The sequence below is a fragment of the Sphingorhabdus sp. EL138 genome (assembly GCF_945882965.1).
Classification (GTDB): Bacteria; Pseudomonadota; Alphaproteobacteria; order Sphingomonadales; family Sphingomonadaceae; genus Sphingorhabdus_B.
Genome location: NZ_CAMCWY010000005.1, coordinates 1 through 17,963, shown reverse-complemented (window position 1 = coordinate 17,963; position 17,963 = coordinate 1). Strand labels below are relative to the sequence as shown.

Below are 17,963 nucleotides of genomic sequence, written 5' to 3'. Positions count from 1 at the left end.
GCATCGTGTCAGCATCAAGCAGATATTTTGGCATTATACTCACGTCGCAGCGTCACCCGGTCGATTTTCTGCGTCCCGAGACGGGGGAGGGGTTCGGCAACTTGCCAATAATGCGCAGGGATCTTGAAGGGTGCAAGACGAGGCGCCAAAAACGCTTTCAACTCATCCTCGGTCAGCGTGACGCCGTCCTTTGTATGATAGACGATGCCAGGAACCTCACCATATTTGTCATCAGCGATACCAAATACCGACAATTCGACAATCGAGTCATGCTCATAAGCCGCCGCTTCAACCTCAGGGCAACTGATATTCTCGCCGCCTCGGATGATAATATCTTTCTTGCGGTCGACGATGAATAAATAGTTGTCTTCGTCGAGATAACCGATGTCGCCGGTCCGGAAAAATCCATCGGCGGTGAAGGCGTCGTGCGTGGCATCTTCGTTATTCCAATAGCCGTTGAAATTGGCAATCGTTCGAATGCCGACTTCACCGCGTTCACCCTGCGGCAAGACATTGCCTTCATCGTCCAGCATTTGGACCTCGACCAGTGGCTTGGTCGCAGGACCAGTGCTGGTTGGCTTTTCCAGATAATTGTCCGTGAAGTTGCCGCAGCCAACGCCATTGGTTTCCGTGAGGCCATAGCCCAATAATGGATAACCCCAGCTCATTTCCTTGCGGATTTTCTTGACATGCTCGACAGGGCGCGGCGCGCCGCCGGCGGCAAATGCGGTGCAGCTTGTTAAATCATATTTGTGCCGGGCAGGATGCGTTGCAAGCTCAATGCTCATCAACGGAACGCCCACGAAATAGGTGATGCGTTCTTTTTCAATAATCCGCATCGCCTCTTCGGCGTCCCATTTGGGCATCAACACAAGCTTGCGGCCAATGGCGAAGCTTTGCAGCACCAAAGGTATCGACGCGGTGACGTGGAACAAGGGCACATTGACGAGCGCCGAGGGCTGCGCTGGCATTGATTGGCCGCTGGCGGACATAAGTTCAAAGAAAACAAGCGTTTGACCCACATAGCTCATTGCGCCTTGGACAACAGCGCGGTGGTCTGACACCGCACCCTTTGACTGTCCGGTTGAGCCGGAAGTGTATAATATCGTCGCGTTATCCAGCGGATCCAGCGTTGGCAGCGCTGTTGCCGCGCCGCCACCCTGTGCGGTCAAAACCGATAAACCATCCAAGGGCAGGGAATCATGGTTGATGATGAGGATTTCGCAACTGCCAATATCCTGACCGGCCATCCGCGCAGCACGCTGTTCATCGGCGAGAACAAAGCGGCAGCCGACCATGCGAATGCCGTCGGCCAGCTCCCCGCCTTGCCACCAGCCATTGAGCAAAGTGGCAACGCCACCCGCCATCACAATCGCCATATAGGCAATAATCCAATTGGCTGAATTGCGCGCGGCAATGCCAACGCGCTCACCCTTTTGCAGTCTGTGGCCTTCGACAAGACCACCTGCCAAGGCGCGGGCCGCTCCATAAGTTTCGGCGAAACTTAAACGGATATCCCCATCAACCAAAAATTCCTTGTCGGCGTGGGTTGCGCAGAAAAATGCAAAATAGTCGGCCATGTTACCTGGCGCTTTGGCGAAAACGGGCATTTGGACGCCGTTTTTCTCGGCATAGGTAACGGCCAAGGGGCCATCATCGGCCATGAGCCGGTTAATGGTGGCGTCGATTGCAAGGTCCAACTGCGACGGCATGTGATTCTCTCCTAAACTCTTTGTGCGTCTTCTATTTGGCTCTATAGGAATGTCAAAGCATCCTGAGGAAATATTGTGTCATTCGAGATTATTACAACCGCCGCTGGTTATATCCAGTTTACAGATCTTGGCTTAAGTCCCGTTGCGCTCGATTTGGGCTTCTTCCAAATCCGTTGGTATTCACTCGGCTATCTGGTTGGCATATTTCTTGGCTATCGGTTGCTGCTGACGATGCTCGCCCGTCCCGGTGCGCCAATGTCACGTGCGCAAGCCGATGACATAATCCTGTACACCACCTTGGGCATTATTTTGGGTGGGCGGATTGGCTATATCTTATTCTACCAACCGTCCATTTTACAGAATCCTATGGATGTCCTTAAACTTTGGGAAGGCGGAATGTCGTTTCATGGCGGCGCGATTGGCATCATATTTTCGATTTGGCTTTTGGCGCGCAAGCATAAGCTCTCCTTCTTGCGTGTCTGTGATTATGTCGCCTGCGTCGTACCCTTTGGGATATTCCTCGTACGCTTGGCGAACTTTGTGAATGATGAGCTTTGGGGCCGCGTCACGGATGTGCCATGGGCCGTCGTCTTTCCCAATGGCGGCGATTTGCCCCGGCACCCGAGCCAGCTTTACGAAGCTGTGCTTGAAGGGCTGTTGATGGCCGCAATTTTGTGGCCATTATTCTGGAAAACCAATGCGCGGTATAGGCCCGGTTTCCTGACGGGTATGGCCGCAATCATTTACGGCACAGCCCGGTTTTCTATCGAGTTTGTTAGGGAGCCGGACCAGCAGCTTCAGTGGTTGGTGGAAACAAGCGGCCTGAGCATGGGGCAGTGGCTAACTATTCCGATGATATTATTGGGCCTGTTCCTGTTGTTCACAGCAGGTGCGCGCAAGCAGCGCGCCCAGGCCATGGCCGACAGTAACAGTGCCGTCTGACACACAACAAGTTGCAGTCTGCCTTACGCAACAGATAGCGGCATCAGGACCCATCAGCGTTGCCGAATATATGCGGGTCGCCAACACCGCATATTATGGTCGCACTGACCCGCTGGGCGCAGAAGGCGATTTCATCACCGCACCCGAAATCAGCCAGATGTTTGGCGAGATGGTGGGCATTTGGCTGAGCGACATGTGGTTACGCCAGCGTCCGGCTACCTGCCATTATGTAGAGCTTGGCCCGGGCCGTGGGACTTTGGCTGCAGACGCGCTGAGAACAATGAAGCGTTTTGGGTGGGAACCATCGGTCCATTTTGTAGAAAACAGTCCGGCCATGCGCGCCAAGCAGTTGCAGGCAGTGCCGGACGCCACGTTCCACGACAATCTGGAAAGCCTCCCGACCGATGCGCCTTTGTGCGTTGTGGCAAACGAGTTTTTTGACGCTTTGCCGGTCCGGCAGATGGTTTCAACGAAAGTTGGCTGGCGCGAGCTGGTCGTTGTGCAGGATGGTGGCTCGGGCTTTGCCGCAACGCCCGGCGCTTGCGTGACTGATGACCTCGTGCCCGAACAATTTTGTGCTGCTGCGGTGGGCAGTATTTACGAAATCTGTCCTGATGCATCTTCGATGATGGATCAGCTTTCGGACCGGCTGGCAAAGCAAGGCGGGGTGATGTTGATCATCGATTATGGCTATACCCAGCCCGCGTTGGGCCGCACTTTACAAGCCGTCCAAAGCCACAAATATGCTGACCCCTTCCGCAATCCGGGCCAAGTTGATTTGACGGCGCATGTCGACTTTTCTGAATTGTCCAACTGCGCGAAAAATTGTGGTCTTATGTTGGCCGGACCCAGCGACCAAGGCGCGTGGCTTTCGGGTCTTGGAATTGACCAGCGCGCGCAGCATTTGGCTGCGTCCAATCCCGACAGGGCCGCGGATATCACCGCCGCACATAACCGGTTGGTGGAGCCTGACGCCATGGGCGCATTATTCAAGATATTGGCAGTTTATGCCCAAGGTTGGCCGCAGCCGGAGGGGTTCGGTCTTTAGCCCGCCCAGTCTGCTATCTGACCCGCAACATCGTTCGCGGCGGCATTTAAAGCCGCGCCTGCCGGCGCAGGTGCAATGGCTGTAACGGGCCGCCGCGCTTCAAACCGGCGCTTTTCGGTTGCACCTCCGCGTGTGATTTTGACCACGTCATAGACAATAACGGCTTCATTAGTTTCGGCATCAATGCCAAATTCCAACAGGCTTCCCGATAAAATCCGGACTGCCTTGCCGCCTGCGTCGACTTCATTGAGCACAAGATTGCCGCTCTTCGCCGACACGGTTTCTGCGAGTAACATCTGCATCAAACGGGCGGGTTTATCGGCCCAAATCGCGTCTTTGAGATAGGCAATGCTGCTGCCATCAATTTGGACCGGCACGCGATTATTATCCAGCTTGCGCGGGACTTGCGGGACCTGGATAACCAGAGCTTCGGCAACAGTCGCTGTACGCGCAGCACCGGCAGCCACGACATTGTCGGCCGTCAGGACCAGCATCGAGACGGGTGCCTTGCCGCCGAAGCTTACGCACGCGCCAAGCGCCATGATGAGAGGTAACGCAGATAAGCGTGGGCCGGAGATTTTGCTGAACATCATTTTGGGTTCCTGCTGCCGGGTTTATAATCGGGTAAGGCGGGCGCGCCGACGACGCTGCTTATGCCGCCTTGGTCCACTTTCTCGGTCACGGATTTTAACGAACCCGACAAGTCTCTCAAGTCGCGCGCCAGTTGGGTCACTTCGGGCAAAGTCTGGGTATTCAAAGTTTCAATCGCTGGGCTCGCGTTGTTCAAGGTCGTTTCCAACGCAGCCAGACTGCCATTTGCAGACCGCAGTGTCTTGCGCAATTCATCCAGCATCGGGCGACCTTCGCTGTCGAGCAGCTTATTGGTCGCGCCTGCCATTTTGGTGATCTCATCCGCAGCAAAACCTGCCTTTTGCAATGCAATGCGCGATTCCTGAATGGCTGCACCCAGGTCTGGTCCGTGCGCTGCTAATGTTCCTGAAATGCTCTCCACATTGTCCAAAATCTGTTCAACGGACTGTTGATTCTTGTCGGACAATATGCTGGTGAGCCGTTCAGTCAAAGTCGACAGCCGTTCCAAAAGCAAAGGCGCGTTATTGAGCAGCTCACCCAAAGCGCCAGGCTTTGTCGGAATGACAGGCACGCCTGTCGGGCATGCGGTCTGCGGATTCACTTTAGGGCAATCCAATGCAGGTGCGTCTTTAACCGCACCATCCAGCTGAATCTCCGAGACACCGGTGAAACCAACACCATTGATTGTCGCAGTCGTACCCAAAAATATGGGCACCGTATCCTTGATACTGATGCGCACCCGAACGAATTCCGGATCGGGCTCCCATAATTCGATGCTTTCAATTTGGCCCACTGGAACGCCAGAAAAGGACACGCCCGAGCCCTTTGCCAAGCCATTGACCGATTGTTGAAAGAATATGTCATATTCTTTCTTGTCTCCGTCACTTGTCCGCGAAAGCCAAACGGTGAAGGCCGCCAGCAGCGCCAGAAGTAAAAGCGTGATAGCGCCCACCATCACATAGTTGGATTTGGTTTCCATCGTACTGCCCTATCACCTTCCTAGCTGCTGCGTCTTTGCACGTGCGGTTTCGCTTTGGTCGTTATGACCGCGCCGCGCCGCGCGACCGCGTGGACCGCTGAAATATTCGTTGATCCACGGGTGATCGATGGCCAGTAATTCTTCAATCGCACCTATGGCTATAACTTTCTGATCGGCCAAAACGGCCACTCGGTCACAAATAGAATATAGCGTATCGAGATCATGCGTAATCAAAAAGACGGTTAGTCCAAGCGTCTCTTTCAGATCGCGGGTTAAACTGTCGAATTTGGCAGCGCCGATGGGGTCAAGTCCAGCGGTCGGTTCATCCAGAAACAACAATTCGGGATCCATCGCCAATGCCCGCGCCACACCGGCACGCTTGCGCATACCGCCCGAAAGCTCGGATGGATATTTATACGCAGCTTCTGGTGGAAGGCCGCTTAAAAAGATTTTGTAGCGCGCGATTTCATCGAGCAATTCTGTGCTAAAATCCGGGTAAAACTCGCGCAAGGGCACCTGCACATTTTCCGCGACAGTTAAGGTCGAAAATAATGCGCCGCCCTGAAACAAGACGCCCCAGCGACGACGGACGTCGGTTACCTCGTCTTCTTCCTTGCCAATCATGCCTTCGCCAAAGACGCGGATTTCCCCTGAATCTGGTTTTTGCAAACCGACGATCGAGCGCATGAGCACCGATTTGCCCGTTCCCGAACCGCCAACGACGCCCAGTATCTCGCCACGGCGGACTTCGATGTCGAGATCCTGATGTACGACTTGGTCGCCAAAACTGTTGCACAGGCCAGTTACCGAAATGATGTTGGGTGGGTTCATCGCTTAATCCCAACCAATTTCGCTAAAGAACACTGCAAAAAATGCGTCGAGGACGATAACAAGGAAAATGGCCTGCACGACGGCAGCAGTTGTTCTTAGCCCTACTTGCTCGGCATTTCCTTGGACCTGCATCCCTTGAAAACAACCCGCCATTGCTATGATTGCGCCGAAGACCGGGGCCTTGATCATGCCAATCCAGAAATCGGTCATCGGCGTTACCTCGCGCAGGCGCTGAACAAAGGTTGCAGGCGGGATGTCGAGGACAATCCAGCACAATAGCCCGCCGCCGATGATGGACATTAACGAGGCGAAAATACCCAATAATGGCATCATGATCACTGCGGCGATCACGCGCGGCACGACCAATGCTTCTGCGGGGACAACGCCGATCGTGCGCATGGCGTCAATTTCTTCGGTAATCTTCATCGTCCCGATCTGTGCGGCAAAGGCAGATCCGGACCGGCCCGCGACCATGATCGCGGTCATTAATATGCCAAGTTCACGCAGCGTAAGCCGCCCGATCAGGTTGATGGTAAGCACTTCTGCACCAAATTGGCGAAGCTGCACCGCGCCTTGTTGTGCAATCACAATGCCGATGAGGAAGCTCATCAGGCCGACAATGCCAAGCGCCCGCACGCCGACCATGTCGAAATGCTGAACCACCGCGTGCCAGCGAAAGCGGTACGGGCTTATCAGCAAAGCGAAGAACGCTTTGACCACTTGCCCGACAAAGCCAAGGAATTGCAAAAGAGTCGTTATGCCGACGACAACACCGCCGCCAACTTCGGCCAAAAAGCGATACAGAGACGAAATAGGCGGTTTGGCGGCGACTTCGACTTGATCGACGCCGCGAACAGCATCAATCAAGCGGCCCGCGTCATGTGGCCCGCCGGTAATCTGCGCATCATGTTCCTTAGCGGTCCGATGGACCAGCCAAGCGCCGACGGTGTCCATATGGGTGACACCCGAAATGTCGATTTCACAAACGGGGCCGCTAATGTCCCGCAAACCGCGGTCTACATCACCAATTGATGCAATGACGAAGGTACCGGACAGCCGGAGAATTTGCCCGCTTGGCAGATCTTCAACAGTGAATTCGGCAGAGTTGGCCATGACCCTATCACTGGCCTATTCTGGGAACTATAACAAGTCTGTAGACTTCTTAGGTAAAGTTATGCCTTTAAGGTCATCATGAATAAGCCCCAAACGACCCTGCTAGCCATATATGATATGGACAAGACCGTCACGCGGCGTGCCACCTATAATGGGTTCCTCCTGCATATGGCGTTGCATAAGTCACCGTGGAGATTGTTGCTGGCGCCGTTTTTGCCGGTTGGTTTGGCGCTATATGCGTTGAAGATTTGGGACCGCGCGCAGCTTAAGCAGTTTTCACAAATTTTGCTGATCGGCAGACGCGTGCCAAAGGCGCAGTTTGCCAAATATCTGGAAAGCCATGCGGATATGGTCGTTGGCAAAAACGTCTATCCGCAATTGCTGGCGCGCGTGGCGCAGGAGAAAGCGGCTGGCTATCGTCATGTTATGGCAACGGCTTCGTACCGTTTATATGTGGAGGCGATTGCCAAGCGGCTTGGCTTTGATGATGTCATTGCGACAGACCTATCGACCGACAGCAGCGGCCATGTGCTGGCGCGGATTGACGGGCATAATTGCTACGACGCGGCAAAGCTGGAACTGGTGAAGCGGTGGATGGAACGACACGGCCTTGAGCGCGGCACTTGTCATATCCGCGCGTATTCCGACCATGTCTCCGACGCGCCATTGCTTAATTATGCCGACGAACCCTTCGCCACAAACCCGCATGGTCCGCTGGCGCGATTGGCTGAGAAGAAGGGCTGGCGTATTCTCGATTGGCGCGTGGCGGAAACCTAGGGTCCTGACCCTAATCCTAAACTTATAGCGCCCGCAGCGCACCAGCCAGCCAGACCGCCCCGACAAGCAGGGGAATTCCCGCAAGGTCAAGAAAAAATCCGGCCTTCACCATTTTGGGCAAGGCAATATGCCCGCTGGCCCATGCAATGGCATTTGGCCCCGTGCCTGACGGCATCATAAAGCCCCAGCTTGCCGCCATGGAGGCAGCCATCGCCATCAACCATGGATCCGCGCCCGTTGCTGACACGAGGCCAGCCACCACGGGCAGCACACCGCTGGCGGTTGCGACGTTGCTCGCAAACTCAGTGATTAATATGACTAAAGCAGTCAGCGCCAATGCGATGATGATGGGATGTACGACTGACAAAGGCTCTAATGCCTCACCAAGCCACGCTGCCAGCCCTGACTGCGTGATGCCGGCAGCGAGCGCCAAGCCACCACCAAACATCATGATGACACCCCAAGGCGCTCTGTCCGCCTCCTGCCAGGTCAGCAACGGACGACCTGTGCCATCGGGTATCAGGAACAATAACAGTGAACCTGCAATCGCAATGCTGCCGTCGGTAATCCCGCCCTTGGGCAAAAGCGGTTCCAACAAAGGTTGGCCAATCCACATAAAGATGACCAAAAGAAATATTGGAACGAGCCGTTTTTCCGCAACGGACATAGGCCGCGCCTTGCCAATGGCCGCGCGCGCGGCATCGACGTCAAAACTGCCAGCGGTTACGTTCTGAACCCGCATAAGGATAATCGCGCATAACGGCACACCGATAATCACCACGGGCAGGCCGTAGAGCATCCATGTCAGAAAGTTGATCTCGATGCCCAATTGCTTTTCCACAAGCGCGGCTGCAATCGCGTTGGTCGGCGAACCAACAAGCGTCCCAAGTCCACCAATCGACGCGGCAAAGGCCACGCCCATGATCAACGCGCCTGCAAGGCCGTCTGTTTCTCCGGGCTTGGTTCCGCCTGCGGCAAGCACTGCGACTGCGATCGGCACCATGATGAGCGCGATGGACGTGTTAGACATCATCATGCTGAGCAATGCGGTTGAACCCATGAACGCGATCATCAGGCCCGTGACACTATGTCCTGATTTTCCCAATATGGCGAGTGCGACGCGGCGGTGCATGCCCGTACGTTCAATGGTTAGCGCCAGAAATGCGCCACCAAGAATGAGAAACAGGATAGGTGAATAATATTCCTTCGCGACATCCTGCGCGGTCATAATATTCATCAGCGGTAGCGCCAGAAACGGCAGCAATGCCGTCACCGTTAACGGCAAGGCTTGCGTCATCCAATATGTCGCCATCAAGATAGTGAGCGCGGCAACGTGCCATGCAGATGGTTCCATACCTGTTGGCGCAGGCAAAAACAGCATGACGGCAAAGACCATAAGACCGCCCCAAAAACCAATCCTTTCCACCTTCATGGGTGCAGTCCAATCAGGGAAAGTTGGCGGCCATATCCGGGCTCACCTAAATGGTAGCTGCGCCGGTAACTGAAAAAGCGGTCGGGCTGACTATAGGTGTCTTCACCTAGACATGCGACCGTCCGGATACCCGCCGCCGCCAATCGCGCCGCCACATAGCCTTCAATATCAAATTGATAATGGCCTGCTTTACCATCTGCAAAGTATCGTTCATTTTGCGCGGCCTGCGCGACGAAGTTACGGAAAAATCCTTCATCCACTTCATAGCTTTTTTGCGCAATGCAGGGGCCAATGGCGCAGCTTATGCGATTTGCCTGAGCGCCAAGTTTCTCCATCGCAGCTATGGTGTTTTCCAGCACGCCATTTATCGCGCCTTTCCAGCCTGCATGCGCCGCGCCGATGACTCCGGCCTCGGTGTCTGCAAATAATACGGGGACACAATCGGCGGTTACTATGCCCAAAAGCACATTGGGTTGATCCGTCACCATAGCGTCACCGCACGGCGGATCATCTTGCGAAATAGCATTGTCGACCTGCACAACATCGGCAGAATGAAACTGATGGACGCGCGCAAGCATAGCGCCAGGCAGGACCGACTGCACGCCCAGTAAGCGATTTTCAATGACGGATTCCCGCGTATCTTCAGAACCCAGCCCGACGTTTAGTCCGGCATAGATTCCCGTCGAAATCCCGCCCTTTCGTCCCAAAAAGCCATGGGCGACTGTGCGCAGCACGCCTGATTGGATGACCTCAACTGCCATGCCTTGCGCCTCCTCCCGCCGCCTCTATTCGCAACTGCGGCGCTTGACGGCAAGCCATTAGATTGCGAACCAGAATATATGCAGAGACACATGCTGATATTTGGAATGGGCTACACCGCCACTCGCCTTGCCGACACCTTGCGCGCTGATGGCTGGTTGGTCACGGGCACAAAGCGGATGAGCGGCGGCGATGCCATTGCCTTTGACGATGAAATGGCGGTGCTGACCGCGATGGAGACCGCGACGCATATTTTGTCGAGCGTCCCGCCCATGAGCGAGGGCGGCGATCCGGTGCTTTTAAAATATGGTGCGGCCATTGCGGCGCGCGCAGATTTATGGATTGGCTATCTGTCCTCCACCGGGGTCTATGGCGATACGGGCGGCGCGTGGGTCGACGAAAGCGCCGCGGTGGGTGAGGGACGCCGGACCGCGCGGGCCGAAGCCGACCTTGCGTGGCAGGCCTTGCGCCAAGATGTCCATGTCTTCCGCTTGCCCGGTATTTACGGCCCCGGCAGATCGGCGCTGGAGCGGGTGGCAGAAGGTAAGGCACATCGCATCGATATGCCCGATCAGATTTTTAGCCGTGTGCATGTGGACGACATTGTCGATGCGGTCATGGCCGCCTTCAATGGCCCCGCGGGTGTTTACAATATCGCCGATGACATGCCCGCGCCGCAAAATGACGTGATCGAATATGCCTGCGACCTGCTGCATCGCGATTGGCCGCCTTTATTGTCACTCGAGGCGGCTGGACTGTCACCTATGGCGCGCGGATTTTATGCCGAAAACCGCCGCGTAGCGAATATAAAGGCGAAGCGCCTACTAAACTGGTTACCGCGATATGCCGATTACCGGCTGGGCTTAGGCGTCTGCATCGCGACGACCAAGCCAAGCATCGCCAACGCGCCGCCCGCCAGCGCCAACGTGGACCAGACATAGCCTTCGAATATTGTCGACAGGATCATTGCGACCACGGGAATGACGACACCCGTATAGGCCGCCTTGCCGGGCCCAATGTCGCGGATCAGGCGGAAATACATCGGGAAGGTGACGACCGTGCCAATGATGCTGAGATATAGGACGCCGCCAACATAGCTGGGACGCATGTCGATCACAGGCGGACCCGCCGTGATAAGCGCATATATGCTATTGCCAATGCTGCCCCACAACATCGACCATGCCAATATCGTGATCGTTGGAAAACGCGCAATCTTTGGCGTGACCTGCAGCACGTTAGACACAGACGCCGTCGCCACCGCACATAATACAAGAAATAGCCCAAGCAGTACGTCCGCCCCGCCCATTGGCGCAGCGCGATATTCCTGCAACATCAACAACCCGACCCCGACGCTGGCAATTGCGGAGCCCCATTTGAACGCCCCGCTGATGGGGCGTCCCAACCAATATTTGGCCAACACGGCGTTGGGTACAATCAACAAGGCGAACACCACCGCGACAAGGCCCGATGTCACATAATGTTCGGCGGTATAAACAAAGTTAAAGTTCAGCCCGAATTGCAACAGGCCAAGCAGCATCGTCCAACCAAGCATTGACCGGTCAATTTTTAGCGATTGCCGCATCACAAGGGCGAGGATGAACATGCCGATCGCAGCGACGATGAAACGATAGGTCACTGACCATGTCGTCGGCACCGTGCCCAATTGATCGCGGATCACCAGCCAGGTCGACCCCCAGATCAACGACGTCACCATGAAGGGTATCCACACCCGTGGCTCCAGAAAGCTGAGCTCTTCGGCGGGTTCAGTTTTTGCCATGCTCATAGGGCTGATATTGCCTTTGCCAGAGGGGCGACGTCGGTTTCTTTATGCTGCCAACTGGTTACCAAACGCGCCGCGCCCCAATGATCGTCCACCACGCCCCAGTCATAAAAGTCAAAGCCCTGCGCCCGTAACGCCGCCGCTTCGGCGGGCGTGAGCCGCAGGAACACTTCATTGGCTTGCACAGGGTATAACAAGCGTTCACCCGCGGCCTGCGCAATGACCATCGCCGCTGTATTGGCGGACCGCGCATTGTGCAGCCATAGATCATCCTTCAGCATGGCCAGCAATTGCACCGCCAAGAACCGGCCCTTTGATTGCAAATGCCCCGCGCGTTTGCGGCGATAGCGCGCGGCATCGGCAAATGCAGGATCAAAATAGACCAAGGCCTCGGCCCCCATGCCGCCATTTTTGACAAAGCCGAAGCTTAAGACACCGACGCCTGCATTGACCGTGATATCGGCTGGCGCGCATCCCACATGCGCCACCGCATTGGCAAAGCGCGCGCCGTCCATATGCAGGCCAAGCCCGCGTTCGCGGCACAGGGCCCCCAGCGCCGCGACCTCGGCTGGGGTGTAGACCATGCCATATTCGGTGGCGTTGGTAATCGACACAGCGGCGGCCTGCACCTGATGCACATCCTTGCGAATGGCGTCGAGCGTAGAGGTGACGGTCGCGGGCGTTATCTTGGCTCCGTCGCCATCGACCAACATCAACTTCGCGCCAGCGGTGTAGAAACCCGGTGCGCCGCATTCATCAACCTCAATATGTGCCTCTTTATGGCAAATGACGCCCTGATGCGGCTGCACGAGTGAGGCCAGCGCAAGGCAGTTCGCACTAGTGCCAGTTGCCACCCACAGAACCGCGGCATCGCGGCCAAAGAGTTCAGAAAACGCCGCATCCAACCGCGCGCTATATTGGTCACCGTCATAAGCGGTGTCGATATGGTTCGCATCGGCCATGTCTTGCATGACAGCAGGATGCACCGGGGCGGCATTGTCAGAAAAGAAACGCATTAGCGTCCGCATGACGGGAAACCGATGGCGGCGTCAAGGGTTAAGGGGCGGGGGCTGTATATTCAATCAACCCATCGTCCGTCGCCCCAGCGCAGGCTGGGGTCTATCGCGCCTGTCGATCTCCCTAGACACACGACATAGGCACCAGCCTCCGCTGGTGCGACGGGGTTTTTTGCTGATGCCGCTGACAATAGCCTCCAACATAACCTAGGATAACATCTAGGTTGTTGCGCGGCGCTTTAGGCAGTAGCAGCGTTGCCATAAGGGGTGTTCCACAAAATGTTGCGACGTAAAGCAGTTGTCATTGGTGCAGGTATTGGCGGCATAGCATGCGCCATGCGGTTACAAAGCCTTGGCTTTGATACCGAAATCGTTGAGGCATTGGATGCCCCAGGTGGCCGTGCTTATGTCCGCAAGGTGGATGGCTTTGTCTTTGACATGGGGCCGACGGTCCTCACCGTCCCACATTTCATTGAGGAATTGTTTAGCCTGCAGCAAGACCATGCCATGCTAAGCGAGCCGGACTTTCCAGCCCATGTTCTGGACGAAAATGTCCGCGTCCGCGAAGGCATATCGGGCGGTCCGAATACCAGCAAATATGTCGAAATTATTCCGATACTCCCCTTTTACCGTATCTATTTCGATGACGGCACATTTTTCGATTATGATGGTGATCCCATCAGCACGCGCGCACAGATACAGCGCTTGGCGCCCGAGGATCTTGCCGGATATGAGGCCTTTCACGAACAAGCCCGCGCGATATTCCAACGCGGATTTTTGACGCTCGGCTATACCTATTTCGGCAGCCTTGGGTCGATGCTGCGCGTGCTGCCCGATTTGCTGAAGCTTGGCGCGGTGCGCTCGCTGTTCGGCATGGTCAGCAAATATTTCAAGTCGGACAAAATGCGTCAGGTGTTCAGCTTTGAACCCTTGCTGGTCGGCGGCAACCCGATGAAGGTGCCAGCGATTTATGCGATGATCCATTTTGTCGAAAAAACCTGGGGCATTCATTATGCCAAGGGCGGGACGGGCGCACTGGTGGCAGCTTTAGTCAAAAAATTTGAAGACATGGGCGGCCAGTTGCGGGTCAATGCACCGGTGCAGCGCATATTGGTGGAAGACGGCGTTGCCAAGGGCGTCGAGCTTGCAAGCGGTGAGACGATATTTGCCGATGTTGTGGTGTCGAACGCCGATTACGCAACGACTTATCTCAAGCTGGTCGACAAGGCGCATCGGCGCATCAACCGCGATGCCTTGGTAAAATTCCGCAAGCAATCCATGTCGTTGATGGTAATTTATTTCGGCTATGAATGCCGCGACAATGACCCAGATTTGCGCCATCATAACATCATATTGGGCCCACGGTACGAAGCATTGCTCGATGAGATTTTCGAGCAGAAGGTGATGAGCCCCGACTTCTCGCAATATCTGCATATTCCGACGCTGACCGATCCGGCCATGGCGCCTGCGGGTCATCATGCGGCATATACGCTGATCCCCGTGCCCAATAATGCCAGCGGCATCGATTGGGACGTCGAAGGGCCAAAGCTGAGCGCGCGGGTGCTGACCTTCTTGGAAGAGCGCGGCTATATTCCCGATCTTGCGGCGCGGTTGAAACATATGAGTTTCATCACGCCGGATTATTTTTCCGAAACTTTGGGTTCCTATCTGGGCAATGGGTTTGGCGTGGAACCTGTCCTGACCCAGACAGCCTTTTTCCGCCCGCATAATAAGTCGGAAGATGTGCATAATCTCTATCTGGTCGGCCAAGGCACGCAACCGGGTGGTGGTACCCCGTCGGTGATGATGTCGGCAAAGATGACCGCCCGCGAGATCGCCCGCGACTTGGGTGTAGATGCATCGGTCGTAAACGGCGTGCCAAGTTAGCGGGAAGCCGTGTTTTAAAGACGGCTTCTAGGGACGACCTTCTGTATTTGATAAGGCGCGGTGTTTGCCGGCATTTGCGCATCGGGCTGGGCCATGGTCAGCTGATGAAGGCGGAAATCTAGCTAGCATCCTTTTGTATCGCAAAGGCGTTTTTCAACGCATGCAACATAGGGTCAGGATTATCATTTTTGAGTGTGATTGCGCTGACGTCATACCGTGCACCATCGCTTAAGGGCATGGGCATGACCGTCAGGTCGAGCGCACGTGCTTCCCTGTTTGCGAAGGAGGCAGGCAATAAGGTAATCATGTCGCTTTCCGCCACCAGAGCAAGGCAGGACACGAGACTGAGAACCCGGTAATGCGGGAAGCCGGAGCGGCGATATTTTTCTTCTATGTCGGACGGAATGGCCGAGCGGTAGTTTCGATCATAGCCGGGAATGGCCCATTTATACTGTAGCATCTCATCCGAACCAAAGGCGCGTTGCAATACCGGATGGTCTTTGCGCATCACGGCAACATAGGCTTCGTCGATTATCTTATTGATGTGAAACAGCCGCTGTTCGGGAATAGCGCTCACGCTCGTGGAATGAAAAAGCAACATGTCCGCTTCCCGTTGGCGCAACCGGCCTGCTGCGATATCCAGGGGAAGGGTTTCTGCCGTCACGCGAATGTCGGGATATGCCTTGTAAAATGACGTGAGGGCTGGCGCTAAGGATGCTTCCATCACTGCTGGTCCTGCAATGAGCCGCAAATGTCGTGTGCCGGATAACACCTCATCGCCGATTTGGTCTGCTAATGCCAACAGCTCCTCAGCCCGATGCGCAAGGCGGTTGCCGGCATCGGTCGGGACGACACTGCGTGTGGTCCTGTTAAACAATTCTGTGCCCAGTTCTTGTTCAAGCAGTTGCAACGATTTGGTCAGTGCGGAATGCGTCATGCCAAGATCATTGGCGGCTCGGCTGAAACTTTTGTTGCGATACACGGCGACGAACCGAGATAGTCTTTTCAGATTTATATTCATGTTCCAATAATTACATAATATGCATTTATTATTCAATTTTTTAAATTTTTAGCCCGTCTATTTTCATCCTCAATCGTGGGAGAGAAATGTGTGACCATAGGGCAGTTCATCAACCAAAATTGGTTCGTCATAGCGCTTACTGCTTTTGCACTGGGCATACTGCTTGAACTGGGTGCTATTCGCTTTCTCAAGCGCAAGGGTGATGTGCCGTTGAAAGACTCGCTGCTCTCGATTTTTCTTGGGCTCGCAAGTGATCCTGTAAATGCAATATTTGCCTTTATCACCACCGCCGCTTTATTTGCGGCGGTACCCTTTGCTATTGGCGAAATCCCAATCACTTGGGGATCGTTCCTGTTGTGCTTTGTTCTCGACGATTTGCGGTTCTACTTGCACCACCGCATATGCCACCGCGTCCGTTGGGGTTGGGCCATGCATGTGGTCCATCATTCTTCCACCAATTTTAATATGCCCATTGCGCTCCGCCAAAGTTGGATGAAACACTTTACGGGCACAATGATGCTTAAAGTTCCACTCATTTTAATCGGCTTTGATCCTGTATTGGTTGTTTTTTGTGGGGTCCTTAATGCAACTTTCCAATTCTTTCTCCACACCGAGACGATCGACCGTTTGCCACGGTGGTTTGAGTATATTTTCAACACGCCAAGCCATCACCGCGTGCACCATGGTCGAAATCCAGAATATCTGGATGCGAACTTTGCTGGCACGCTGATCATCTGGGATCGCATGTTTGGCACCTTTGTCGAGGAGGACCGCGCCGTGCCCGTTGATTATGGTCTGGTCAAAAACCTAGAGACATTTAATCCGTTCACCATCTTAACGCATGAATATGTCGGCATAGCGCAAGATGCGACGCAGCGCGGACTGAGTATATGGCAGAGATTATGTTATATTTTTGCCCCGCCCGGCTGGAGCCATGATGGGTCGCGTTTGACATCCGCAGACATCAAACGCGAGGCCGGTTTGCTGCCCAATGATAATGTAGCAGCGCCATTGCCGAGAGCGTGATGCCTGCCCATTACGCGCTATCCGATGCGGCCATTGTACTCGTCACGATCTTTGCTGGAAACATGCTTTGGCGAAACGACCGGATATTACCGGCCTTTGCCATGGCGTGCTTCGGGGTGGCGGCCTTTATCGGCGTGGTGCGTTTTGGGGGTGGTTTGCAGGTCGAACTTGCGGCGCTGCATGCGGGCGCTTCTCAAGGCCTAGGCCTTGCCGGCGCCTTGGCAATATTTTGCACCTATCTGTTCCGTCCCAACGATAGGCACAGGATATGGACAATCGCAGTAATATTGTGTGTTGCCACAACGACTCTGTTGTTCGCGCGACCACTTATTGGCCCTTTTTTCATATTGGCCCTCGCGATTGCATTCGTTGTTTCCATCGCGCGACCTATCCCAGCGCGGTCTTGTTGGCTTGTGCCCGTTGCCTGCGCCGTGATGCTTGCAAATACGCTATTCATCCGGCGTGCGGCGTGGCTCGATGAGTCCGTGGCTTGGCATGCCTATCATGTGGTGATTGCTTTGGCTCTCGCTGCACTGGCGCAAGGTTTGATGCCAGTCGCGCGCACCGTGCGGTGATTCAAAAAACAATTTTCTGCCCCACTATTTTTAGTGATCGTTGGTTTGACAGTGTCGAGAACGGTACCACTTCAACACCAAAAGGCGAACCACGACAAACCCAATCGGCATGCTGAGTTATGCCCCCCCGCAGGCAGCGAGCGAAGAAGATCTAGCACTGGTCCATCATTGGGGTGCCAAATTGGCGTTGGCAGGCTGGCCAGTCCTACATGCTTTACAGACAAAGCGGACTGTCCGTTCCTAGGCGTGGCTGCGCTTGATGCAGTATGATAATGCGAGGATTATAACGCACATCTGCCTCCGCGATCACAGGCGATAAAGCGCATGGCCAAAATCGCTTCACAAACTTCCGTCAGAGAGGCGCTTAAAGTGCCACCTAAAGATAAGCTCGACCTTTTGGTCACGGCCTACGATGAGGGGTTCTTCGATGAACTGGTTCAGCAGGCTGAAAATCTGTTGGCGGACTATCCGTCC

Annotated in this window: 17 protein-coding genes; 7 read left to right on the top strand and 10 right to left on the bottom strand. The window is 54.9% G+C overall.

Annotated elements, in window-relative coordinates; genetic code table 11:
• Positions 1–14 precede the first annotated feature (14 nt).
• The gene (locus Q0N43_RS03195; RefSeq protein WP_295442416.1) at positions 15–1,712 is read right to left on the bottom strand and encodes a class I adenylate-forming enzyme family protein; all 1,698 of its coding nucleotides are present in this window, start codon (positions 1,710–1,712) and stop codon (positions 15–17) included.
• 75 nt (positions 1,713–1,787) lie between these two features.
• Here Q0N43_RS03195 and lgt point away from each other — a divergent pair, with 75 nt between their 5' ends.
• Positions 1,788–2,654 carry a prolipoprotein diacylglyceryl transferase gene (gene lgt, locus Q0N43_RS03190; protein ID WP_295442412.1) on the top strand — a complete coding sequence of 289 codons (867 nt, stop codon included), beginning with the start codon at positions 1,788–1,790 and terminating at the stop codon, positions 2,652–2,654.
• Positions 2,655–2,724: 70 nt separating this feature from the next.
• Complete coding sequence (locus Q0N43_RS03185; RefSeq protein WP_295442409.1) at positions 2,725–3,702, top strand: SAM-dependent methyltransferase; 978 nt, start codon at positions 2,725–2,727, stop codon at positions 3,700–3,702.
• On the opposite strand, the gene Q0N43_RS03180 is transcribed toward Q0N43_RS03185, so the two are convergent.
• The 4 genes from Q0N43_RS03180 to Q0N43_RS03165 are packed head-to-tail and all read right to left on the bottom strand — an operon-like array spanning position 3,699 to position 7,216.
• Entirely contained in the window at positions 3,699–4,295 is a 597-nt protein-coding gene (locus Q0N43_RS03180) for an ABC-type transport auxiliary lipoprotein family protein (RefSeq protein ID WP_295442406.1), read from the bottom strand. The two genes, Q0N43_RS03185 and Q0N43_RS03180, sit on opposite strands and share 4 nt — an antisense overlap.
• On the bottom strand, positions 4,292–5,272 hold the full coding sequence (locus Q0N43_RS03175) for an MlaD family protein (RefSeq protein WP_295442403.1): 981 nt from the start codon (positions 5,270–5,272) through the stop codon (positions 4,292–4,294). Before Q0N43_RS03175 ends, Q0N43_RS03180 begins: the two co-directional genes overlap by 4 nt.
• Before the next feature lie 12 nt (positions 5,273–5,284).
• Complete coding sequence (locus Q0N43_RS03170) at positions 5,285–6,103, bottom strand: ABC transporter ATP-binding protein (RefSeq protein WP_295442401.1); 819 nt, start codon at positions 6,101–6,103, stop codon at positions 5,285–5,287.
• 3 nt (positions 6,104–6,106) lie between these two features.
• A complete protein-coding gene (locus tag Q0N43_RS03165; RefSeq protein WP_295442398.1) occupies positions 6,107–7,216 on the bottom strand; it encodes an ABC transporter permease in 1,110 nt (369 codons plus the stop codon).
• A gap of 78 nt (positions 7,217–7,294) precedes the next feature.
• Here Q0N43_RS03165 and Q0N43_RS03160 point away from each other — a divergent pair, with 78 nt between their 5' ends.
• Entirely contained in the window at positions 7,295–7,993 is a 699-nt protein-coding gene (locus Q0N43_RS03160; RefSeq protein ID WP_295442396.1) for an HAD-IB family hydrolase, read from the top strand.
• A gap of 22 nt (positions 7,994–8,015) precedes the next feature.
• On the opposite strand, the gene Q0N43_RS03155 is transcribed toward Q0N43_RS03160, so the two are convergent.
• Entirely contained in the window at positions 8,016–9,425 is a 1,410-nt protein-coding gene (locus tag Q0N43_RS03155; protein ID WP_295442394.1) for a DASS family sodium-coupled anion symporter, read from the bottom strand.
• A complete protein-coding gene (pgeF, locus tag Q0N43_RS03150) occupies positions 9,422–10,186 on the bottom strand; it encodes a peptidoglycan editing factor PgeF (protein ID WP_295442391.1) in 765 nt (254 codons plus the stop codon). The genes Q0N43_RS03155 and pgeF overlap by 4 nt, the downstream gene beginning before the upstream one ends.
• Positions 10,187–10,276: 90 nt before the next feature.
• Here pgeF and Q0N43_RS03145 point away from each other — a divergent pair, with 90 nt between their 5' ends.
• Positions 10,277–11,125 carry an SDR family oxidoreductase gene (locus tag Q0N43_RS03145; RefSeq protein WP_295442388.1) on the top strand — a complete coding sequence of 283 codons (849 nt, stop codon included), beginning with the start codon at positions 10,277–10,279 and terminating at the stop codon, positions 11,123–11,125.
• Here the strand turns inward: Q0N43_RS03145 and Q0N43_RS03140 are convergent.
• Positions 11,035–11,961, bottom strand: a complete 927-nt coding sequence (locus Q0N43_RS03140) for an EamA family transporter (protein WP_295442385.1) — start codon at positions 11,959–11,961, stop codon at positions 11,035–11,037. The genes Q0N43_RS03145 and Q0N43_RS03140 overlap by 91 nt on opposite strands.
• A gap of 2 nt (positions 11,962–11,963) precedes the next feature.
• The gene (locus Q0N43_RS03135; protein ID WP_295442382.1) at positions 11,964–12,980 is read right to left on the bottom strand and encodes a beta-eliminating lyase-related protein; all 1,017 of its coding nucleotides are present in this window, start codon (positions 12,978–12,980) and stop codon (positions 11,964–11,966) included.
• Between the two features lie 279 nt (positions 12,981–13,259).
• Between Q0N43_RS03135 and crtI the strand changes: the two genes are divergently transcribed.
• Complete coding sequence (gene crtI, locus Q0N43_RS03130) at positions 13,260–14,867, top strand: phytoene desaturase family protein (protein WP_295442379.1); 1,608 nt, start codon at positions 13,260–13,262, stop codon at positions 14,865–14,867.
• Between the two features lie 118 nt (positions 14,868–14,985).
• Here the strand turns inward: crtI and Q0N43_RS03125 are convergent, their stop codons facing one another.
• Complete coding sequence (locus Q0N43_RS03125; RefSeq protein WP_295442376.1) at positions 14,986–15,888, bottom strand: LysR family transcriptional regulator; 903 nt, start codon at positions 15,886–15,888, stop codon at positions 14,986–14,988.
• A 90-nt stretch (positions 15,889–15,978) separates the two neighbouring features.
• On the opposite strand from Q0N43_RS03125, the gene Q0N43_RS03120 reads away from it, so the two are divergent.
• Both Q0N43_RS03120 and Q0N43_RS03115 read left to right on the top strand, forming a co-directional pair.
• Entirely contained in the window at positions 15,979–16,914 is a 936-nt protein-coding gene (locus Q0N43_RS03120; protein WP_295442373.1) for a sterol desaturase family protein, read from the top strand.
• Positions 16,914–17,489 carry a hypothetical protein gene (locus Q0N43_RS03115; protein ID WP_295442370.1) on the top strand — a complete coding sequence of 192 codons (576 nt, stop codon included), beginning with the start codon at positions 16,914–16,916 and terminating at the stop codon, positions 17,487–17,489. Before Q0N43_RS03120 ends, Q0N43_RS03115 begins: the two co-directional genes overlap by 1 nt.
• The last annotated feature ends 474 nt before the right edge of the window (positions 17,490–17,963 follow it).